The 21057-nt window shown below is 60.3% G+C and carries 17 protein-coding genes; 3 read left to right on the top strand and 14 right to left on the bottom strand.

Features of this window, described 5'->3' with window-relative positions; genetic code table 11:
- The first annotated feature begins 96 nt into the window (after nt 1-96).
- Complete coding sequence (locus MGEO_RS14185; RefSeq protein ID WP_085639058.1) at nt 97-1401, top strand: efflux RND transporter periplasmic adaptor subunit; 1305 nt, start codon at nt 97-99, stop codon at nt 1399-1401.
- Nucleotides 1398-5156, top strand: a complete 3759-nt coding sequence (locus tag MGEO_RS14190; RefSeq protein WP_085639061.1) for an efflux RND transporter permease subunit — start codon at nt 1398-1400, stop codon at nt 5154-5156. The genes MGEO_RS14185 and MGEO_RS14190 overlap by 4 nt, the downstream gene beginning before the upstream one ends.
- 53 nt (nt 5157-5209) lie before the next feature.
- Here MGEO_RS14190 and MGEO_RS14195 read toward each other — a convergent pair whose 3' ends face one another.
- Both MGEO_RS14195 and MGEO_RS14200 read right to left on the bottom strand, forming a co-directional pair.
- On the bottom strand, nt 5210-7027 hold the full coding sequence (locus MGEO_RS14195) for an ABCB family ABC transporter ATP-binding protein/permease (RefSeq protein ID WP_085639064.1): 1818 nt from the start codon (nt 7025-7027) through the stop codon (nt 5210-5212).
- Nucleotides 7028-7090: 63 nt separating this feature from the next.
- On the bottom strand, nt 7091-8641 hold the full coding sequence (locus MGEO_RS14200; protein WP_085639067.1) for a helicase HerA-like domain-containing protein: 1551 nt from the start codon (nt 8639-8641) through the stop codon (nt 7091-7093).
- Nucleotides 8642-9101: 460 nt separating this feature from the next.
- Here MGEO_RS14200 and MGEO_RS14205 point away from each other — a divergent pair, with 460 nt between their 5' ends.
- Nucleotides 9102-9734 carry an invasion associated locus B family protein gene (locus tag MGEO_RS14205; RefSeq protein ID WP_085639070.1) on the top strand — a complete coding sequence of 211 codons (633 nt, stop codon included), beginning with the start codon at nt 9102-9104 and terminating at the stop codon, nt 9732-9734.
- A gap of 48 nt (nt 9735-9782) precedes the next feature.
- On the opposite strand, the gene lpxB is transcribed toward MGEO_RS14205, so the two are convergent.
- From lpxB to frr, 12 genes are all read right to left on the bottom strand, one after another.
- Entirely contained in the window at nt 9783-10928 is a 1146-nt protein-coding gene (gene lpxB, locus MGEO_RS14210; RefSeq protein WP_085639073.1) for a lipid-A-disaccharide synthase, read from the bottom strand.
- Nucleotides 10928-11830 (bottom strand): LpxI family protein, encoded by a 903-nt coding sequence (locus MGEO_RS14215; RefSeq protein ID WP_085639076.1) that lies wholly within the window; start codon nt 11828-11830, stop codon nt 10928-10930. Before MGEO_RS14215 ends, lpxB begins: the two co-directional genes overlap by 1 nt.
- A 3-nt stretch (nt 11831-11833) precedes the next feature.
- Nucleotides 11834-12619, bottom strand: a complete 786-nt coding sequence (gene lpxA, locus MGEO_RS14220) for an acyl-ACP--UDP-N-acetylglucosamine O-acyltransferase (protein WP_085639078.1) — start codon at nt 12617-12619, stop codon at nt 11834-11836.
- Nucleotides 12616-13077, bottom strand: a complete 462-nt coding sequence (gene fabZ / locus MGEO_RS14225) for a 3-hydroxyacyl-ACP dehydratase FabZ (protein WP_085630989.1) — start codon at nt 13075-13077, stop codon at nt 12616-12618. Before fabZ ends, lpxA begins: the two co-directional genes overlap by 4 nt.
- A gap of 63 nt (nt 13078-13140) precedes the next feature.
- Complete coding sequence (locus MGEO_RS14230) at nt 13141-13725, bottom strand: OmpH family outer membrane protein (RefSeq protein ID WP_085639081.1); 585 nt, start codon at nt 13723-13725, stop codon at nt 13141-13143.
- Entirely contained in the window at nt 13726-16068 is a 2343-nt protein-coding gene (bamA, locus tag MGEO_RS14235) for an outer membrane protein assembly factor BamA (RefSeq protein ID WP_085639084.1), read from the bottom strand.
- Between the two features lie 85 nt (nt 16069-16153).
- Entirely contained in the window at nt 16154-16312 is a 159-nt protein-coding gene (locus tag MGEO_RS21585; protein WP_170102916.1) for a hypothetical protein, read from the bottom strand.
- 108 nt (nt 16313-16420) lie between these two features.
- Nucleotides 16421-17764 (bottom strand): RIP metalloprotease RseP, encoded by a 1344-nt coding sequence (rseP, locus tag MGEO_RS14240; RefSeq protein WP_085639087.1) that lies wholly within the window; start codon nt 17762-17764, stop codon nt 16421-16423.
- A 3-nt stretch (nt 17765-17767) separates the two neighbouring features.
- A complete protein-coding gene (dxr, locus tag MGEO_RS14245; RefSeq protein ID WP_085639090.1) occupies nt 17768-18940 on the bottom strand; it encodes a 1-deoxy-D-xylulose-5-phosphate reductoisomerase in 1173 nt (390 codons plus the stop codon).
- Nucleotides 18937-19725 carry a phosphatidate cytidylyltransferase gene (locus tag MGEO_RS14250; protein WP_085639093.1) on the bottom strand — a complete coding sequence of 263 codons (789 nt, stop codon included), beginning with the start codon at nt 19723-19725 and terminating at the stop codon, nt 18937-18939. The genes dxr and MGEO_RS14250 overlap by 4 nt, the downstream gene beginning before the upstream one ends.
- The gene (uppS, locus tag MGEO_RS14255; RefSeq protein WP_085639097.1) at nt 19722-20453 is read right to left on the bottom strand and encodes a polyprenyl diphosphate synthase; all 732 of its coding nucleotides are present in this window, start codon (nt 20451-20453) and stop codon (nt 19722-19724) included. Before uppS ends, MGEO_RS14250 begins: the two co-directional genes overlap by 4 nt.
- A 26-nt stretch (nt 20454-20479) precedes the next feature.
- Nucleotides 20480-21043: a ribosome recycling factor gene (gene frr, locus MGEO_RS14260; RefSeq protein ID WP_085639100.1), complete on the bottom strand. Its 564-nt coding sequence runs from the start codon at nt 21041-21043 to the stop codon at nt 20480-20482.
- Between the last annotated feature and the right edge of the window lie 14 nt (nt 21044-21057).

Consider the following 21057-nt stretch of genomic DNA (forward strand, 5'->3'; position numbering starts at 1 on the left):
ATTTCGATTGTCTGCTGGCGAGATGTACTACGGCTTGGATTTTCGGAATGGCAGCAACCGATCAAATAACAGAAGTGCAGGCACAAGGTTCGTCTGATGCGCATAGTACCCGTGATAACCGCGATCCTGGTTGCGGCCCTGTTGTTTGGACTTGTGATCGAGCGTGACCGCCTGTTCGCGCTGATCGATGATCTGAGCCCCCGCGTAACAGCCGCCGAAGCGGTTGAGACCGCACCAGCTGAGACCGATGAAGTGTCTGAAATCGCTGAAGACTCCGTAAGTGACGGCGTCATTCGCGTTATGGCAAAACGCTCGGTTGCTCAGGAGATTGGCACGCAGGTCCGTCTGCGCGGCGAAACCGAAGCCGCCCGGCAGGTGTCCGTGGTTGCGGAAACCAGCGGCAAGATCGTTTCGCCTCCTCTGAGGAAGGGCGCCTTCGTGCAGGAGGGCGAACAGCTCTGCTCCATCGATCCCGGCACGCGTGACGCAAGCCTCGCAGAGGCGCAGGCGCGATTGGCCGAAGCGATCGCACGCCGGCCCGAAGTCGAAGCGCGTGTTCCCGAAGCCGAGGCCCGTCTGAGCGAGGCCCAGGCCCGGCTCGAGGAAGCAAGGATCAATGCAACCGCAGCCGTCCGGCTGAGCGAGGACGGTTTTGCCAGCCAGACCCGCGTCGCCAACACAGAAGCCGCCGTTCAAAGTGCCCAGGCCGCGATTGTGAGCGCCGAAGCCGGTGTCAAAGCGGCAAAGGCCGGACTGGACAGCCTTCAGGCCAGCATCGAAAGCGCACAGGCCGCCGTCGCGCGGGCGCAGACGGAAATCGACCGTCTTCAGATCACCGCCCCCTTCGCAGGTGTGCTTGAAACGGACACGGCAGAACTTGGCAGCCTGCTCCAGCCCGGTGCGCTGTGCGCCACGGTGATCCAGCTTGATCCGATCAAGGTGGTCGGTTTCGTGCCGGAAACCGAAATCGGCCGGGTCGAGGTGGGTGCCATGGCAGGCGCACGGTTCAACCAAGGGCCGGATGTGCAGGCACGGGTCACCTTCCTGTCGCGCTCTGCCGACCCGACCACCCGGACCTTCCGTGTCGAGCTGACGGTTCCGAACCCCGAACTGAGCATCCGCGACGGACAAACCGCCGAAATCCTGATCCAGTCGCAGGGTGTTCAGGCGCACCTTCTCGCGGGATCGTCGCTGACATTAAACGATGAAGGCGCGCTTGGGGTCCGGATTGTTGACGAAAACAGCGCAGCGAAATTCTTGCCTGTTACCGTTCTGCGGGACACTGCGGAAGGCATTTACGTGACGGGCCTGCCAGATCAGGTCGATGTGATCACCGTTGGGCAGGAATTCGTGACCGACGGCGTGATTGTCGCCCCCAGCTTTGAAGAGGTCATTCAATGACCGGGATCGTCGACTGGGCCGCCGAACGCGCCCGCATGGTGCTGGCCTTCATCGCACTGTCCCTGACCATCGGGACAGTGGCCTATGTGGGTCTGCCCAAGGAAGGTGAACCGGATATCGAAATTCCGGCCCTGTTCGTTTCGACCGTATTCCCCGGCATTTCCGCAGCTGACAGCGAAACCCTGCTTGTCAAACCGATGGAGACCGAGCTGGCTGATCTGGACGGGTTGAAGACCATGTCCGGTACTGCGGCTGAAGGATATGCCGGTGTCGCGCTTGAGTTCGAGTTCGGTTGGGACAAGACACAGGTCATGGCCGATGTCCGCGATGCCATGAACAAGGCGCAGTCCAAGTTCCCGGCAGGTGCTGAACAGTATTCGATCACCGAGATCAATTTTTCAGAGTTCCCGATCATCATTGTCAACCTGACCGGCCCGGTGCCCGAACGCACCATGGCGCGGGTCGCGAAGGATCTACAGGATCGGCTTGAATCGCTGGATTCCGTGCTTGAGGCCGGCATCGCGGGCAACCGGGACGAAATGCTGGAAGTGGTGATCGATCCGCTGAAGCTTGAAAGCTACAACGTCACCGCCAGTGAGCTGATCAACGTTGTTCAGAACAACAACCAGCTGATCGCAGCCGGTGAAGTGCGCAGCGACCAGGGCAGTTTTGCGGTCAAGATTCCATCGAGCTTTGACGATCAGCGCGATGTCTATGACCTGCCGGTGAAGGTGAACGGCGATCGCGTGGTGACGTTGGGCGATCTGGCGACAATCAACCTGACCTTTGAGGACCGCCAGGGAACGGCGCGGTTCAACGGCGAAAAGACGCTGGCGCTCCAGGTGGTCAAGCGCAAGGGTTTCAACCTGATCGACACCGCTGACGCCGTGAAGGCCGAGGTTGCCGCAGCCGAGGCCAACTGGCCTTCCGAGCTTCAGGCCGCCGTAACGGTCGGGACCTCCAACGACCAGTCCCGGATCGTGGACAGCATGGTCAAGCAGCTCGAAGGCTCGGTCCTGACGGCAATTGCGCTGGTGATGATCGTGGTTCTGGCTGCTCTTGGCCTTCGGGCCGCGCTGCTGGTGGGTTTCGCAATTCCAACGTCATTCCTTCTCTGTTTCGTCTTCCTGTCGGTGATGGGGGTCAGCATCTCGAACATCGTGATGTTCGGGTTGATCCTTGCCGTGGGGATGCTGGTGGACGGGGCCATCGTGGTTGTCGAATACGCGGACAAGCGCATCAAGGAAGGCACCGGCCCGATGCACGCCTATGTCGAGGCGGCGAAGCGGATGTTCTGGCCGGTGGTCAGCTCGACCGCAACCACGCTCTGCGCCTTTCTGCCCATGCTGTTCTGGCCCGGAGTTCCGGGCGAATTCATGGGGATGCTGCCGGTCACGCTGATCTTCGTGCTGTCGGCCTCTCTGGTCGTTGCGTTGGTCTATCTTCCGGTGATGGGCGGTGTGACAGGACGTTTCTCAAGGATGCTCGACAGGGCCTCGGCCTCACTCAAGGCGAACACATCCTGGCTGCTGCGCGCCGCAATGGTTCCCGTGGTTCTGGGTATGCTTTTTGTGGGCGCGTTGATGCTGCTGGATCCGGGCTTCCTCTTCCCGCCCATCGCTGACGGACCGGCAGCGCATCTGCCAGGAATCGTGCTGTTCCTGATCGGGTCGGTTCTGGCGTCCATCGTGCTGGATGCCGCGTCGATCACATGGAAGCGAATTCGTGTCGATGGTCGGCGTCGCCGGACACCTTTCGGTCTGTTCATCAAGTTCATCGCAGGCAACCCGATCATGCCGATTATTGCCGGAGCGGGTGTCTTGGCGTTCGTGTTCAGCGTTTTCACGTATTTCGGCCAAAACAATAACGGCGTGGAGTTTTTCGTCGAATCCGAACCAGAACAGGCGATTGTCTATGTCCGGGCGCGCGGCAACCTGAGCCTCGAGGAAAAAGACGCACTCGTGATGCGCGCCGAGGATATCGTTCTGGCCCACCCCGGTGTGAAGAACGCGTTCTCCTTTGCCGGTGAAGGTGGGCTGAACACCGATGCCAGCGGCGCGGCTGTGCCGAAGGACACGATCGGTCAGGTTCAGCTGGAAACGATCCCGTGGGAGGACCGCGCCGATCGCCCCGAGCTGGATGGGGATATCATCCTTGACGAGCTGACCGAACAACTTCAGACCATTCCCGGCGTAGAGATCGAAATCCTGTCTCAGAACCGGGGACCGGCCAGCGGGAAACCCGTGCATCTGCGGCTCAAGGCCGATGATTGGGACAATCTGCTTGGCGCCACCGCCATCGCGCGGGCACAGTTCGAGGCGACACCCGGCCTGACCCTGATCGAGGACACCCTGCCCCTGCCCGGGATCGACTGGCAGATCGACGTGGATGTGGAAAAGGCCGGCCGTTACGGGGCCAACGTGGCTGTCGTCGGCGCCATGGTGCAGTTGGTGACGCGGGGCATCCTGCTCGACACGATGCGCGTGGACAGCTCGGATGAAGAGATCGAAATCCGCGTCCGCCTTCCGGAAGAAGACCGTTTCCTGTCCACACTCGACACCTTGCGGGTGCGTACCAATGACGGGCTTGTGCCGCTGTCGAACTTCATTACACGCAAACCGGTGGCCAAGCTGGCCGAGATCAATCGCGTCGATCAGAAGAGATACTTCGATGTGAAGGCCGATGTTCTGCCGGGATTGTTCAAAGTGGTCGGGGACGGCGATAGCACCACGACCATAGCAACGCTCCGCGAACGCGAGGACGGCCAGATCGAGGCTGCAAACGGCAAACGCTATGCGCTGTTCGGGACCGACACCACAAGTGTTGAAACTGTGACAACCGCGCTCGACGATGGCGCGCGGATTGTGCCGGTGAATGCCAACGAACGGATTGCGGAACTGACCAAGTGGCTCGAAACCAATCCCTTGCCCGGTATCGACTGGGAGTGGACCGGCGACCAAGAAGAGCAGGCGGAAAGCCAGGCATTCCTTGGCAAGGCGTTCGGGGCAGCGCTTGGGCTGATGTTCATCATCCTGCTCGCGCAGTTCAACAGCTTCTATAACGCGGTTCTGGTGCTGCTGGCCGTGGTACTGTCCACCACGGGCGTCCTGATCGGGATGCTCGTCATGGATCAAACATTCTCGATCATCATGACGGGTACGGGGATTGTGGCTCTCGCGGGGATCGTGGTGAACAACAACATTGTTCTGATCGACACCTATCAGGAATATGCGCGCTACATGCCCCGGATCGAGGCCATTGTGCGGACCGCCGAAGACCGGATCCGCCCGGTTCTCCTGACGACGATCACGACCATGGCCGGGCTTGCTCCGATGATGTTCGGCCTCAGCCTCGATTTCTTTGCAGGCGGTTACTCGATCGACAGCCCGACGGCCCTGTGGTGGAAGCAACTGGCAACTGCGGTTGTCTTCGGACTGGGCATTGCGACCGTCCTGACGCTGGTCTTCACACCGTCCATGCTGGCCGCGCGGGTCTGGTTCACGACCTACGCACTGTGGTTCTTCCGACTTCTGGCGCGGCTTGGCGGTGGACGGACAAGCCAGGCCGGACGGGATTGGGCGCTTCAGCGCGCGGCACGCAAGGTCAAGGCTCCGACCATTCTCTGGGAAGACGATGATCGCCCCGGCACCGAATACGAAGATGGACAGACCGGCGCGCCACGTTTGGAAGACCTGAAAAAGGTTCTGAGAAATCGCACCAATGATGGCGAGCCGCCGGTACAGGCCGCAGAGTAAGAGCCCTCAAGACACATGCGGCAGCGTAGTGATTGCGCTGCCGTAAAGCGCCGTCAGGCTGCCTCTTCGTCTTCCTGCATCTGCCGGTTCCACAGCGCGGCATAGCGCCCATGGCTGGCAAGCAGGCTGTCATGGGTGCCCTCTTCGACCACAAGCCCGTTTTCCAGAACGACGATCCGGTCCGCATCGGCAATCGTCGACAGCCTGTGGGCAATGGTGATTACGGTGCGCCCCTCGCCTGCCCGCTTCAAGGCGCCCTGGATGGAAGATTCGGTTTCGGAATCGAGCGCCGAGGTCGCCTCGTCCAGGATCAGGATCGGCGGGTTCTTGAGCAGCGTCCGCGCGATGCCGACACGCTGTTTTTCTCCGCCGGAGAGCTTCAGCCCCCGCTCGCCCACCATCGTGTCGTAACCTTCGGGGAGCGACAGGATGAAATCGTGGATCTGCGCCGACCGCGCGGCCGCGACGATCTCTTCTTCGCTGGCACCGGCACGACCATAAGCGATGTTGTAGCGGATCGTTTCGTTGAACAGCACCGTATCCTGCGGCACCACGCCTATCGCGTCATGCAGACTGTCCTGCGTAACGTCTCGCACGTCCTGCCCATCGATCCGCACCGCGCCGTCGTTCACATCGTAAAAGCGGAACAGCAACCGTCCGATGGTGGATTTCCCGGATCCTGACGGCCCCACAAGGGCAACGTTTTCTCCGGACCGGACATGCAGCGACACACCTTTGAGGATCGGGCGCGCGGGATCATAGCCGAATTTCACCGCGTCAAATTCGACAGCTCCCTGCGACACATCGAGTTCAGGCGCGCCCGGTTTGTCGGACACCTCCTGCGGCTGATCGAGCAGGTCGAACATCTCGCCCATATCGACAAGCGCCTGCCGGATTTCGCGATAGACAGTTCCAAGGAAATTCAGCGGCATGGTGATCTGGATCATGTAGGCATTGACCATGACGAAATCGCCGACCGTCAGAGTGCCATTCTGCACACCCAACGCCGCCATGACCATGACGATCACAAGACCCAGCGTGATGATCAGGCTCTGACCGAAATTCAGAAATGCCAGCGAGGTCGCCGTTTTGATCGCAGCGCCCTCGTAAGCCTCCATCGACCGGTCATAGCGCGCCGCCTCTCGGGACTCGGCGCCGAAATACTTGACGGTTTCGAAGTTCAGAAGGCTGTCGATGGCCTTCTGGTTCGCATCCGTGTCCTGCTCGTTCATTTCACGCCGCAGTCGAACCCGCCATTCGGTGACCTTGAAGGTAAACCAGACGTAAATGACGATGGTGACCATCACGACAGCCATGTACCGGGCATCCAGCAGCGCCCAGAGAAACCCCATCACCAGCAGAAGTTCGAGGATCAAAGGTCCGACGCTGAACAACATGAAGCGCAGAAGGAAATCCACGCCCTTCACACCGCGCTCGATGATCCGGCTCAGCCCGCCGGTCTTGCGCGTGATGTGATAGCGCATGGAAAGGCGATGGATGTGCGTAAAGGTTTCCAGCGCCAGAGTCCGCAGCGCGCGCTGTCCAACACGGGCAAATACGCCATCGCGCAATTGCTGGAAGCCCACGTTCATCAACCGGGCCATCCCGTAGGCGAGAGTCAAACCGATACCGCCCAGCATCAGGTCCGACACTTCTCCGCTCAGGGAATCCACGGCCTTGCCAAACAGCAGCGGTGCCAGCACGTTCACCACCTTGGCCAGAACAAGGCAGAGAAGCGCGATGACAACGCGCTGTTTCACCCAGGGTTTGTCATCCGGCCACAGATAGGGGCCGACCTTGCGGATCGTACGCAGGCCGGAGCGGCGTTCATCTGCTGCGATTTCAGCGGACGATTGGGCGTCGGAGGGCATGGGCAGCCTTTCGTGTTGGCGTATGCCCGTCACTTAGCCTGCGGCACCGGAAAGAACCAGTGCTCAGCGCCCCTTGAAAAGCCCTCCAAGGATGCCCCGAACAATACGCCGTCCGGTCGTTCCCTTGAGCTCTTTGACCACAACCTCCGCAATCGCTTCGCCAAAGCTTTCTTCCTTGCGTGCCCTGCGGGTGGGTTGGGATGTCGACCGTCCGACCCGGGTGCCGGTATACCGTCGACCAGCCGTATACTCGCGGAGCGCCGCGTCGAGGTCGGCCTCGTGCTGTTCGGCTTTCTCCGCCGCCTCGGCCGCTTCCTTTGTGCGCTGTGCAAGGATCTCGAAGGCCGAGTTGCGATCGAGCTTTTGCTCGTACTTTGTTCCCAGGTCGCTGGCACCCATGACGCCCCCCCGTTCCGCCGGGGAAATCGGGCCAAGCTGTGAAGACGGCGGGCGGATCAGGGTGCGCTGCACCATGCCGGGGATGCCCTTGCGCTCAAGCATGGAGGTCACCGCCTCGCCCACGCCGACCTCACGAATGGCTTCCTCGGTGTCGAAATCGGGGTTCTCACGATAGGTCTCTGCCGCCATACGCAGCGCCTTGCGATCCCGCGCGGTGAACGCGCGCAGCGCGTGCTGAACACGGTTGCCGAGTTGGCCAAGAATGTCTTCCGGAATATCATCCGGGTTCTGGGTGATGAAATACACGCCCACCCCCTTGGACCGGATCAGGCGAGCGACCTGTTCCACTTTGTCGACAAGCGCCTTTGGCGCGTCCTCGAACAGCAGATGCGCCTCGTCAAAGAAGAAGACCAGTTTCGGTTTCTCGGGGTCACCGACCTCGGGCAGTTCCTCGAACAATTCCGACAGCAGCCAAAGGAGGAAAGTCGCGTAGAGCCGCGGCGCACCCATCAGCGTGTCTGCCGCTAGAATGTTGATCTGGCCCTGCCCGTTGGGATCGGTGCGCATCAGATCACGCAGTTCCAGCGCCGGTTCCCCAAAGAAGTCCGCACCACCCTGATTTTCGAGGACCAATAGACGACGCTGGATCGCACCGACCGACTGAACCGAGATATTCCCGTAACGCAGCGACACGTCCTGCCGATTCTCGCCCAGCCAGACCAGCATCGACTGCAGGTCTTTCAGGTCGAGCAGAGGCAGCCCCTCTTCGTCTGCGACGCGGAACGCAATATTGAGGATCCCTTCCTGTGCCTCGCTCAGTTCGAGCAGGCGCGAGATCAGCAAAGGCCCCATTTCGGCGACGGTGGTGCGGATCGGATGCCCCTGCGCGCCGAACAGATCCCAGAACGTGACGGGAAACCCGGTGTAGCTGTAATCGTCAAAGCCGATGGTCTGCGCGCGGTCCATGAACGGCTGATGCAGCTTGAACTCTGCGCTGCCCGGCTTTGCCAGCCCGGACAGATCGCCTTTGACGTCCGCCATGAACACCGGGACGCCCTGCGCCGAGAATCCTTCCGCAAGGATTTGCAGCGTGACGGTTTTCCCGGTCCCCGTTGCACCGGCAATCAACCCGTGCCTGTTGGCATAATCCAGACGCAACCATTGCTTGACGCTGTACCCTTCACCGCCGCCGCCAACAAAGACACCGTTTTCCATGCGCATTCCCCTGCCAGTGCATTCAGCTTCCGAACATACAAACTTAACCTTTTGCTGCCAGTATGTTTTTCGTCCGGGCGGTTTTGATCCTCTTCGCGCCCGGCGTTCCTCCCTGTTGGACTGGTCGCGTCGCGAGGCGCGACCTTTTTTGTGCATTGATGTATTTAATTTGCCTGTTGACGCTGTGGATTTCATTTCGTAGCGTCCTCTCAATAATAGTCGGCCGGTCCGACAGGGAGCAAAAAAGGGAAGCTGTGGAAACGCAGCTTCCCTTTTCATTTCAACGCGTTCAGAGATGAAGTTCATTCGATGCCTGAGCACACGCAATTGACATGTCCTGAAGGAATGGGCGCAAGAATCCGCCGTAGCAGGGTTCGTTTTTTTGCGTTTTGGCCTGACAGTCTGTGCGCCCCGTGATAACGCAACAGCAAATGTGACCCGATGCTTCGGAGAGGACTTTATGACCAAATCGCTGTTTCTTCTGACCACACTTGCAAGCCTGACATTTGCGGGATTTGCCGTCGCACAGGAAAACGCTGCCACGGAAGAGACCCAGACCACCGAAGCCCCCGCGACCGGTGCGGACCTTTCCGTTCTGGACACAGGCGAACCTGTCATCGAAGGGCCGGCTGACGACAACACCTACGTGAAATCCACCCATGGTGACTGGGCGGTACAGTGCCTACGCGTCCCCGAAGGCCCCGAGCCCTGCCAGATGTACCAGTTGCTCAAGGACAGCAACGGCGGCAGCGTGGCCGAGGTCAGCATCTTCCGTCTCAACAATGGCGGACAGGTTGCGGCCGGTGGCACGTTTGTTGTGCCTCTTGAAACGCTGCTGACCGAGAAACTCAATGTCCGCGTCGATTCCGGGCAGGCCAAGCGCTATGACTTCTCGTTCTGCACGACGGTGGGGTGCTATGCCCGTGTCGGCTTCACGACCGAGGACGTCAGCGCGTTCCGGCGCGGCAACGTCGCCAACGTAACCATCGTTCCTGCACTGGCTCCGGATCAGCGTGTGACCGTTGCGATGTCGCTCTCTGGCTTCACAGCCGCATATGACGAAATCTCTGCGCTGGAGGAGCAGAACCAGTAATCTGCCGAACAGGTGGACAAACCAAAGGCCGGGCGGCACAGCCCGGCCTTATTTTTTGAGCCCGTCCAATACGGCCAATGCGGCCCGTTCTCCGGGTGGTACCCCGCCCTTCCCCAACCGTTCCATTGTCAGCTTCATTGCCGAACGCTGAGCCTCCGGATTGTCCAAGGTCGCAAGCACGGCGTCTGAAATCGGACCGGGCTGACAGTTCGCACCAATGAATTCGGGGATCGCCCGGGTATCCGACACCAGATTGACAAGGGTCACCGTATCCACGCGCAGCATCCGCCCGATGATCTGTCGGGACAGCCAGTTCATGTCATAGGCGATCACCATCGGGGTGTTTGTCGCTGCAAGCTCCAAAGACACCGTGCCCGACGCCGCCAACGCCACATCGGCCGCCGCGAAGGCCGCGTGTTTGGCGGCCATGCCGTCCACTGAAGGGTTCAGGATGATCGGTTTGATTGGCCAAGTCGTCACCGCCTCGGCCACAATGCTTGCGACGTTCGGAGCGGCAGGAAGCACAAAGCGCAGATCGGGGCGCTGAGTGTGCAGCTTGCCGACAACCTCCCCGAACACCGGAAGCAGACGCGACACCTCGCTGCGGCGCGATCCGGGAAGGATCAGGATCAGTGGCGCCTCGCCGAGGCCCTGGCCCGCGCGGAAGGTTTTGATATCGTCAGTCGAGGCAACGGGATCAGTCACCACGGGATGACCGACGAAATCGCAGCGCATCCCTGCTGCCTCCATGTAGGGCGGTTCGAACGGCAGCAGCGCCAGCACCTGGTCGATATGCGCGGCCATCTTCTTGGCGCGCCCGGGACGCCACGCCCAAACCGTCGGCGCCACGTAGTGCACGGTCCGGATGTCGCTCTGCGCCTTGACCAGTCTGGCCACCCGCAGGCTGAATTCCGGCAGGTCGATGGTGACCAGAACATCGGGTCTGGCGGCCAGCACGGCCTCAGCGGTCTGCCGGATGCGTGCTTTGAGATGGCGGTATTGCGACAGGATTTCGGTGATCCCCATGATCGAGATCTCATCCATCGGAAACAGGCTTTGCAGTCCCTCGTCGATCATCCGGTCGCCGCCGATGCCTTCGAAGGTCACGTCACCCGCGTGTTTGCGCAGCCCCGCCATAAGCGCCGCGCCCAACTTGTCGCCCGAAGCCTCTCCGGCAATGACGAAGACCCGCATCAGCCGCCCTTTTCCCGCACCCAGAGGAACAGCCCAAGGGCATCGCAGCGCGCCACCGTTCTGGCCCGGTCGAGGATCATCACCCCACCCGCTTCGATAACGATGCCGGACAGACCGGCTGCAGCGACTGCATCGGGCGTACTGGCTCCGATCACCGGGAGATCAGCACGGCGGTCCTGTCCTGGCTTGGGTGCTTTGAACAGGATGCCTCCCTCGGTTGAAGTGGATCCCCCCGACAGCCAGTCGCTTGCGTCACCAAGCAACCCGCCGAACATGTCGTTGGCTGTGCTGATCGGATTGGTCAGAAAATCACCGGATGCGTTGGCCCTGTCCCGCGCAAGGCGCGTCAGCATCGCATCGGTGCCGGCAGCGTCTTCCCGAGATACGACAGAATCACCCCTGACCACACAGGCCTGCCCGGCGTCACGTGCGCCCATGGCAGCAACCGTGCGCTCACCGATGCGGGCTTCGACGGTGGTCTGTGCGGTGTAGGTCTTGTAGCTGAGAACGCCCGGCGCTGGCAGTAACTCGGGAACAAGGTCGTGGACCGCCGCGATGCGCATCCCTGCTTCTTCGAAGAGTTCCATAACGATCCGCAACGCGCCATCGTCGCCGGAAGTCAGCGCCTTTTGCAGTCGCGGCACCAAGGGCGCTGTTTTCGCATCGAGCCGCGTCGGGTCGATCGGGGGCCGGCGGATCGCACCGCACAGGCAGACCTGCGTGACACCGCGCGACTTGAGCGTGTCGAGCAAGCTGCCCAGTGTTTCAAGATGAAAAGTCAGATCCGCCTTCAGACCCTCGGGCTCAAAGCCATTCAGCACACAAACCAAGGGGCGCTGGTCCTGCGCGTCCGCCACGATGCGCGGCAAACGTCCCTGCCCGCAGATCAGCGCCAGCGTCATCGCTCAGCCCGGCGTCAGGAAGGACCGGTCAGTCTCTCCCAGGATGAAATCGACGATCTGGTTTACGTATTCGCTGTCGGTCTCTTCGCCCAGACGCTTGGCCCGTTCCTGGAACGCGCCCTCGCCCTGCGCCAGCATCTGGAAGGCCGCACGCAGCGCCGTGATATCGGCACGGCTGACGCCCTTGCGCTTGAGGCCCACAAGGTTCAGCCCGTCCAGACGCCCGCGTTCGGCCTGCACAAGGCCATACGGGATCACGTCATTCGTCACCATCGTGACCGCACCGATGATCGCGCCACGACCGATGCGGACGAACTGGTGTACGCCCGACAAGCCACCGACAATCACGTCGTCCTCAAGGATACAATGCCCGGCAAGCGCCGCGCTGTTCACAACGATCACGCGGTTGCCGACCTGCACGTCATGCGCCACATGGCACCCCGCCATGAAGAGGTTGTCGTCGCCTACACGGGTAACACCGCCACCGCCGTTGGTGCCGGTGTTCATCGTGACATGTTCACGTATGCGGTTGCGGGCACCGATGATCAGGCTTGTCTTTTCGCCGCCGAACTTCAGGTCCTGCGGAATCTCGCCGATCACGGCGAAGGAAAAGATCTCGGTGCCTTCGCCAATCGAAGTCTGCCCTGTTACGACCACATGGCTTTTCAGCGTCACGTTGTCGGCCAGAACGACCTCGGGGCCGATATGGCAGAACGGACCGATGACGCAGCCATCACCGATCTGCGCGCCCTCTTCGATGACGGCGCTGGGGTGGATGCGGGCTGTCACGCGGGCAAGTCCATCATGGCCGAGAATTCGCACTCTGCCGCCATCTCACCGTCCACCGTCGCCACGCCGCCGAACTTCCAGACCTTCCCGCCCGGTTTGCCGCGCAGGGTGGTCAGACGCATCTGAAGCTGGTCACCGGGGATCACCTTGCGGCGGAATTTGCATTTGTCGATGGCCATGAAGTAGATCAGCATTTCCTTGTCAGCGAGATCAAGCGCGGTGCCCACCATCACAGCCGCAGTCTGCGCCATGGCTTCGATGATCGTGACGCCCGGCATAATCGGCGTGCCCGGGAAATGGCCTTGGAAATGCGGTTCGTTCATCGTGACATTCTTGATGCCAAGCGCGGATTGCGTGCCGTCGATTTCTTCCACGCGGTCCACAAGCAGAAACGGATAGCGGTGCGGCAGGATACGCTGGATCAGCTGAATGTCTGCACGAAGAAGCGTGTCGCTCATTGGGCGTCCTTTTATGTTCTTATGGCGCTTTGAGTACCAATCCCGATGCCGGGGAGCAAGGTTTCAGGGGCGCAGCGGCAGGATAGCTTCGCCCTCGCCGAATTCCGAATTCGCCCGAAGAATGGCCTGTTCGGTGATATCGACGCTGTCCACACTCATCAGCACTGCGCGCCGGTCCAGAACGGCGACGGCACCGGCTTCGACCATCAGTTGCAGCAAGACCGGCTGCACCGCCGTGAGAAGAGCGCGCCGCGCGTCCTCGTTACGCTGACCGACGGCTCGAGCTTTTTCGTCCTGTTCCCGACGCAGGTTCTGCACTTTTTCATCGAACGCGTCGGCACGGGCACGGAATTCCTCCGTTGGCAGGGTATCGCGCAACTCTGTCAACTCGCGCTCCTCAGCGGTCAGTTCCGCTTCGATGCGTCTGTTCTCGGCTGCGATTTCCGCGCTCTCGGCCTCGATCTCGCGCGCGATACGCTTGCCGAACTCGCTTTGCGCATAAAGCGCCTCGGGTGCGATCGTCAGGATGAGGCTCTGGACAACGCCAAGGTTGGACAACCCTCCGTCCTGTTGCGCGAAAACGGGGGAGACAGAACACAGAAGCGCTCCGAAGAGCGCCCCTGTCAGATTGCGAAAGATGCGTTGCATTTAGAACTGCGTTGAGATCGTCAGGTCGAAACTCTGGTCTTCGTCGAAGTCTTCCTTGCTGATCGCTTCGGAGAAGTTGAAGCGCAGCGGGCCGATTGGCGTATCCCAGAACAGCGACACGCCAACCACGTGCCGGGCGGTGAAGTCCTCGTAGAGAACATTCGCATTGGTTTCTTCCAGCCCCCAAAGGCTGCCGACGTCATAGAAGATACCACCGGAGACACCGTATTCTTCGGGCAGAGGCAGCGGGAATTCCGCTTCGAACCGCGCCACGGCAAAGTAGTTGCCGCCCAGAGGATCGTTGACGTCACCCGGCCCCACTTCGCGCGGGCCGATGCCTCCGCCTTCGAAGCCGCGCATCAGATTCGTGCCAAGCGTGAAACGGTCGGTCACGCGCGACGCGCCTTCAGAGTAGCTGAGCGCTCCGGCCTGCAAGGTTGCCCGCAATGTGATTTCGTCGTTGTAGATCTTGGTCTGTGCGACCGCGCGCAACGTCGACTCCACATAGGTGCTGTCGCCCCCAAGTCCCGCAAAGTCCTGGCCGAACTCCAGCAGAACACCCGCATTTGGGTTCAGCCCAGTACGCCGGGTGTCATAGCTGTAGCGGTAACCTACGAAGCTGTCCCACACCTCACCCCGTTCCGCTTCGGCGGTGATGATCGAACCGACCTCGGGGTTGAGGTTGGTGATCTCGGAATAGCGCGCGCCGTAGCGCAGGCTGAGACGTCCGTTTTCGGACACAGGGAACGTGAAACCGGTCGAGAAGTTACCAATAGCGGTGTCATATTCGGCCGAGGCGTTGTCCGTTTCGAGGTAGTTGACGTTCAAATTGAACGCCACATCACGGCCAAGGAATGCCGGTTCCGTAAAGCTGAAGCTGTAGTTCGAAGAGTCGACCCCCGTCGTTACACCCAGCGCCAGTTGCTGACCCCGGCCAAGGAAGTTCCGCTCACTGAACGTGATTGCGGCGCCGAAGCCGCTGCTTGTTGAGTAGGAACCGCCAAAGCTCAGCGACCCGGTCGGACGTTCCTCGACGTCCACGTCGATCACGACCTGCTGCGGGGTCGAGCCTTCGCGGGCCTCCACCTGAGCATCTCCGAAAAAGCCAAGCGCGCGCACGCGTTCCGCGCTCTCGCGGATTTCGCGCGGGTTGAACGGGTCGCCTTCCACAACACGGAACTGACGGCGCACAACGCGGTCCAGTGTCGTGGTGTTCCCTTCGATGTCGATGCGTTCAACAAAGACACGCTCACCACGGGTCAGCAGGAATTCCACATCCAGAGTCAGGTCGCGATCATTGCGGGTCACGCGCGGTTCAACGCGCACGAAATTGAGACCCTCGCGGATTGCCAGACGTTCAAGGCGTGCAATTTCGGTTTCAACGGCAGTCGGTGAATACACCTTGCCTGACCGAAGGCGGATGGCGTTCTGGAACACATCCGTGTCGACTTCTGCCAGATCCGAGGTTGCGGTGACTTCGCCAAAGGTGAACTGCTGCCCTTCCTCAACATTGAACGTGATGAAATAGGCATCGCGTTCATCGCTGAGTTCAGCATTCACGCCGGTTGTCCGAAAATCGACGTAGCCGCGCGACTGGTAGAAATCACGCAGGACCTGACGGTCGAATTCAATCCGGTCCTCGATGAACGTGTCGGACTGGATCAGCGCACGGAAAATACCCGCCTGCTTGGTTTCCAATACGCGGCGCAGACGCCGGTCACTGAACACCTGGTTGCCGGCAAAACCGATACGTTCGATTTCCGAAACACCGCCTTCAAACACTTCGAAAACCAGATCGACGCGGTTGTCAGAGCGGCGGATCACTTTGGGCTGAACGCGGGCGGCGATGCGCCCCTGCTGCGAATAAGCCTCTGTGATGCGGGCAGCGTCGGCTTCGGCTGTGGAGGGGCTGAACACACGGCGCGACTGCGACTGCACGATCGTGCCAAGCGTTTCGTCATCAATCCGGGCGTTGCCTTCGAATGTGATGCGGTTGACGGTCGGGAATTCCACCACGCGCACCACCAACGTGTTTCCCCGCGGCTCAATCTCGACGGACTCGAAAAGACCGGAGGCAAGAATTCGCTGGTACCCGTCATTGAGCTGCGCAGCCGACACGGTTTCTCCGCGCGCCACTCCGAGGTAGCTGGCAATCGTTCCGGCTTCGATGCGCTGATTGCCTTCGACCGAAATCGCGTTGAACCGGAAGTCCTGCGCGAACGCGACGTCGGGTGCGGCAGCAACACCAACCGTCAGCGCCATGGAAGCAGCAAATATCAGTGGACGAATGGAGGTGTTTCGCGCTGCTCGTCGCGTCACCTGCCCGCCTGTTTTATGTGTCATTGTTGGCAACCTACTCAGACATCCCTTTTAAGGATGTGAGTACCGAGATTGCCCTAGCTTGTCAAAAGCGCAGAGGCCGTCTCGGTCAATAGCCAAGCGGGTGTGTCATCGCCTCAATCATGAGCGTGCCGAGATAGGCGCCCAGAAACAGGGAGGCCACGATGGCGAACACGTACAGAAGCCGGTCCCAGTTGATGGAGACCAGAAGGCTGAACGTTCTGTAACCGTCTTGAATCGTTTGCATGACGCACCTCGACTGCCTGTTTCAATGGCCAAAGTGATGTCGAATTGTGGCAGCAATCAGGCGGCAAATAAGGCGATTCTGCGGAATCGCCTTATCCGCCTCGTCCAATCACGGACAGAACAGATCGTTTGACAGCGCAAACAGCATCAATGACAGCAGCAGCGTCAGACCGATCGCCATGAGAACGCGCAGCGCTTTGTCGCTTGGCGGGCGGCCGGTGACGGCCTCGTAGGCGTGGAAAACCAGGTGACCACCATCGAGCACGGGAATCGGAAACAGGTTCAGCAGTCCCACAGCCGTGCTCAGAACGGCGATAAACCAGATGAAGCTCGCGGTGCCCTGAGAAGCCATAGACCCGGACGTTTCCGCGATTCCAATCGGACCGGACAGGTTGCAGGTGCTGATGGCGCCGGTGATCATGTACCAGAGCCCCGACAGAGACCCGTCGATGATACGGCCAGTCTGTTCGACACCGGAAACAATTGCACTGACCGGTCCGACGAACTCGGTTGCCGGTTCAAAGAACATGCCGCCCACCAGACCGATCCGATACGCCGTTTTGAACGTGCCATCCGGCTGAGGTTCATCGGTACGACGGGGTGTCAGCTCAAGGGTACGGATCTCGCCTTCCCGCCAGACATCCAGGCGAAGAGTATTTCCGCCCGAACCTTCAACGGCTTCACGCAATTGGTCGAACGCGTAGATGGTTTGGCCATCCACAGAGGTGATGATGTCCCCGGACCGAAACCCGGCATCATCAGCCGCAGAGCGCGGAATAATCTGTGTCGCGACGGGGGGATAGACATAGGGGCCTTCTACAACCAGCTCATTGCCGTTGCGTTTAACCGTGTAAGCCAGGTGCTCCTGCTGCGGCAGTCCCTCAAGAAAGCTCTGAAAACTGTCTGACTCACTGAACGGCGGCAGGGCAACCCCCTCGATTGCGACCAGTTCATCACCCACTTGCAGTTCGTTCTGAGAGGGTACAGCACGCAATTCGCCGACCTTTACCGGTTCGGTGACTTCGCCCTGGAACATGAAAACGCCGGTGAAGATCAAGATAGACAGCGCAAAGTTGAACGCCGGACCCGCCGCGACAGTGGCCGCACGCGCCCAAAGCGGCGCGCCGTTCATGGTGCGGCGCTGCTCCGCTTCCGACAGGCGGGACATCACGTCCTCGTCCTTGCCGCCAGACGCGTTGCCGTCGCCTTTGAATTTCACATATCCGCCGAACGGAAGCAGCGCGAATTGCCACTTCGTACCGCGTTTATCGACGCGCGAAAACAGCACCGGCCCAAAGCCGAGCGAGAACACGTCGGCATCGATCCCGGACCAGCGTCCGACAATATAATGTCCGTATTCGTGGATCGCGACGATGATCGACAAAGCAATCACGAAAGCGAAGAGAGTCCAGATGACACTACCAAACTGGGGCAAAAGCGCTGCAATATCCAAAGCTCAACCCTCTAATTTTTTCATGATTTCATCTGCCCGTGTACGAGCGAGATGGTCTGCCTGCATCACGTTATCAAGGGTGATGGCGGCATCAATGTGACCCGGTTGCGCCGAAATTCGGGATAAGACCTCCTCGACAACCTGGGCAATCTGCTGGAATCCGATGCGTTTCGCAATGAACCCGTCGAGGGCGCGTTCTTTCGCAGCATTGAACACCGCGCCGGACAATCCGCCTGCTGCCATGACCTCGCGCGCCAGTCTGAGCGCCGGCCACCGCTCCTCATCCGCCCGGCGGAAGGTCAGTTGACCCAAGCTTACAAGATCAAGGCGATCCACCGGCAGGTCTTTGCGTTCAGGATAATGCAGGGCAAAGCCGATCGCGTGACGCATGTCAGGTGGTCCGACATGGGCCATCAACGCACCATCACGGAATCCCACCAGCGCATGAATCATGGATTCAGGGTGGACAACGGCTTCGATACGCGCCGGATCGATCTGGAAAAACTCTTTTGTTTCTATAAGTTCCAGCGCCTTATTAAACATTGATGCGCTGTCGATGGTGATGCGCTGACCCATGTCCCAGTTCGGGTGCTGAGCGGCCTGTTCCGGCGTGGCTTTGGCCAGATCCTCGATCGGCCAATCGCGGAATGCACCGCCCGAAGCTGTGATGATCACGCGTTCAACGGCACTCAGGTCTTCACCGATCAGAGCCTGGAAAACCGCCGAGTGTTCGCTGTCGACCGGCAGAATACTGCCGCCATGCGCCTGTGCAGTCGAAAGCATCAGAGCTCCGGCACAGACCATGCTCTCCTTGTTGGCAAGGGCAAGGGTCGCGCCCTGCTCCAGCGCCCGCAACCCCGGGGCCAAACCGGCCGAGCCAACGATTGAGGACATGACCCAATCGGCCGGGCGCGACGCCGCATCGAGCAGAGCGCCTGGTCCTGCGGCAGCTTCGACATTCGACCCTGACAAGGCTGCGCGCAGATCATCCAACCGATCCGGATCAGCAGTTACAGCCACTTCTGCACCGAAACGGATCGCATCACCTGCAAGCTGCGCGATGTTCTGACCACCGGTGAGGGCAACGACCTTGTAGGCGTCCGGATCCCGACCAATCAGATCCAGCGTGTTCTGCCCGATAGAGCCCGTGGCCCCGAAAATGGTGATCCGCCTCATTGGGTCCCCGGTGGAAATCCGATCAATTGCCCGGCGATTACGATGAACAGCGCCGCGCCGAGCATACCATCAAACCGGTCGAGCAACCCGCCGTGACCGGGAATCAGGTGCGAACTGTCTTTGACCCCTGCCCGACGCTTGATCGCGCTTTCGGCGATATCCCCGATCTGGCTGGCCATGCTGACCGCGATGCTGACGCCGATCAGGCCGATCCCGGCGCGGGTCGCGCCAGCAAAAAGCATCGCGACCACAGCCGATCCGATCCACCCCGCCACAGTGCCCGACCAAGTCTTCTTGGGGCTGACGCGCGGCCAGAGTTTGGGCCCGCCGATCAGACGCCCTGCAAAATATCCGGCAATGTCGGTGACAACGACGACCAGCAAGAGCCAGACCATCCAGGTCAGACCGAAATCGTCGCGCAGGGCCATCAATCCGTATCCGGCAAGCAGAATGAACGCGGTGAAGACCGCGTAGGTCACGCCGCCCTGCTCCATCCGCCCGAGACCGATCATCGATGGCGCCAACAGCAGCGGCAGAGCAAACGAGGCGGGCAACTCGATGGACACCATCGAAACAACCGCCGCGATCACCGCAAGAACGATGGGAGATTTGCTGCGATCCGTGTCCAGCATGGTCACCAGTTCCCAGACCATGAGACCCACGACAATCGCGATCAGCCCGTGAAACCACAAACCGCCCAGCCAGACGCCAAGCGCGCCGACACCCACCATTGCCACGGCTGACATCAGCCGCGGGGCAAGGTCGTCCCACTTGCCTGAGGTCATGCCACCACGGCTCCGAACCTGCGCTCGCGGGTTCCGAACCCACCCACGACCGAGCGGAATTCGTCCGCCGAGAAGTCCGGCCAGAGCGTGTCGATGAATTCGTATTCCGAATATGCAGACTGCCACAGAAGAAAGTTTGAAATCCTTGCTTCGCCGCTGGTTCGGATCACAAGATCCGGATCAGGCAAAACACAGGTATCCAAATACTTTGGCAGCGTTTCTTCATCTACCGCTTCAGGATCAAGCTTCCCTGCCGCCACGTCGCGCGCAAGGCGCTTGGTCGCCCGCGCCACCTCATCGCGGCCACCGTAGTTGATGGCTATGGTCAGGTTGACCGTCTGGCAGTTTGCAGTAAGCGCTTCCAACTCGTCCATCATGGCGACCAGCTTCTTGTCGAGGCGCACGCGGTCACCGATGAAACGGACGCAGACATCATTCGCCTTCAGGGCTTTTGCCTCACGCGTGATGTAGCGACGGAACAGGTTCATCAGCCCGGCAACCTCGGACTGGGTGCGTTTCCAGTTCTCCGTGGAAAAGGCAAAAACCGTCAGGTAATCAACCCCGAGATCCGGACAGGCTTCGACAATCTCGCGGACGCGCCGCGCGCCGGCCTGATGACCGAACAGACGTGGCCGCCCCCGCTGCGTGGCCCAGCGACCGTTGCCGTCCATGATAATGGCCACGTGACGCGGGCCATCGTCCTTCGCTGTCGTGCCGGGCTTCGCCATTGATCCGAGTCCTTCCCCAGCGGTCCTCAGACCTGCATGATCTCTTCCTGCTTTGTTTCCAAAGCACTGTCGATTTTCTTGATGTAGTCGTCGGTCAGTTCCTGAACTTCGTTTTCCCAGAACTTCTGATCGTCCTCGGACAGGCCGTCTGCCTTGGCCTTCTTGATCTGATCCATCCCGTCGCGACGGATGTTCCGAACCGAAACACGCGCATGTTCGGCGTATTGACCGGCGACCTTGCCCAGCTCCCGGCGCCGTTCTTCGTTCAGTTCGGGAATCGGCAACATGATGATCGTGCCGTTCAACTGAGGATTGATCCCAAGGCCGCTTTCGCGGATCGCCTTTTCAACCTTGCCGACCAGACCCTTGTCCCAAACGTTGATCGTTACCATGCGAGGCTCTGGCACGTTGACCGTACCCACCTGATTGATCGGCGTCATGCTGCCATAGGCGTCGACCATGACAGGCTCCAGCATCGACGCACTGGCCCGACCGGTCCGCAGAGATGCGAATTCGGTCCGCAGATTGGCCATAGCGCCATCCATGCGTCGCGCAAGGTCGTCAGTATCAAGAATGAAGTCGTCTGCCATTTTGCCCTCAAGAG

This window comes from Marivita geojedonensis, assembly GCF_002115805.1.
GTDB classification, from domain to species: Bacteria; Pseudomonadota; Alphaproteobacteria; order Rhodobacterales; family Rhodobacteraceae; genus Marivita; species Marivita geojedonensis.

What these genes read in the sequence shown, in the direction of transcription:
- MGEO_RS14185 (WP_085639058.1), top strand. Translation starts at nt 97, where the DNA reads ATGCGCATAGTACCCGTGATAACCGCGATCCTGGTTGCGGCCCTGTTG.
- MGEO_RS14190 (WP_085639061.1), top strand. Translation starts at nt 1,398, where the DNA reads ATGACCGGGATCGTCGACTGGGCCGCCGAACGCGCCCGCATGGTGCTG.
- MGEO_RS14195 (WP_085639064.1), bottom strand. Translation starts at nt 7,027, where the DNA reads ATGCCCTCCGACGCCCAATCGTCCGCTGAAATCGCAGCAGATGAACGC.
- MGEO_RS14200 (WP_085639067.1), bottom strand. Translation starts at nt 8,641, where the DNA reads ATGGAAAACGGTGTCTTTGTTGGCGGCGGCGGTGAAGGGTACAGCGTC.
- MGEO_RS14205 (WP_085639070.1), top strand. Translation starts at nt 9,102, where the DNA reads ATGACCAAATCGCTGTTTCTTCTGACCACACTTGCAAGCCTGACATTT.
- lpxB (WP_085639073.1), bottom strand. Translation starts at nt 10,928, where the DNA reads ATGCGGGTCTTCGTCATTGCCGGAGAGGCTTCGGGCGACAAGTTGGGC.
- MGEO_RS14215 (WP_085639076.1), bottom strand. Translation starts at nt 11,830, where the DNA reads ATGACGCTGGCGCTGATCTGCGGGCAGGGACGTTTGCCGCGCATCGTG.
- fabZ (WP_085630989.1), bottom strand. Translation starts at nt 13,077, where the DNA reads ATGAGCGACACGCTTCTTCGTGCAGACATTCAGCTGATCCAGCGTATC.
- MGEO_RS14230 (WP_085639081.1), bottom strand. Translation starts at nt 13,725, where the DNA reads ATGCAACGCATCTTTCGCAATCTGACAGGGGCGCTCTTCGGAGCGCTT.
- bamA (WP_085639084.1), bottom strand. Translation starts at nt 16,068, where the DNA reads ATGACACATAAAACAGGCGGGCAGGTGACGCGACGAGCAGCGCGAAAC.
- MGEO_RS21585 (WP_170102916.1), bottom strand. Translation starts at nt 16,312, where the DNA reads ATGCAAACGATTCAAGACGGTTACAGAACGTTCAGCCTTCTGGTCTCC.
- dxr (WP_085639090.1), bottom strand. Translation starts at nt 18,940, where the DNA reads ATGAGGCGGATCACCATTTTCGGGGCCACGGGCTCTATCGGGCAGAAC.
- MGEO_RS14250 (WP_085639093.1), bottom strand. Translation starts at nt 19,725, where the DNA reads ATGACCTCAGGCAAGTGGGACGACCTTGCCCCGCGGCTGATGTCAGCC.
- uppS (WP_085639097.1), bottom strand. Translation starts at nt 20,453, where the DNA reads ATGGCGAAGCCCGGCACGACAGCGAAGGACGATGGCCCGCGTCACGTG.
- frr (WP_085639100.1), bottom strand. Translation starts at nt 21,043, where the DNA reads ATGGCAGACGACTTCATTCTTGATACTGACGACCTTGCGCGACGCATG.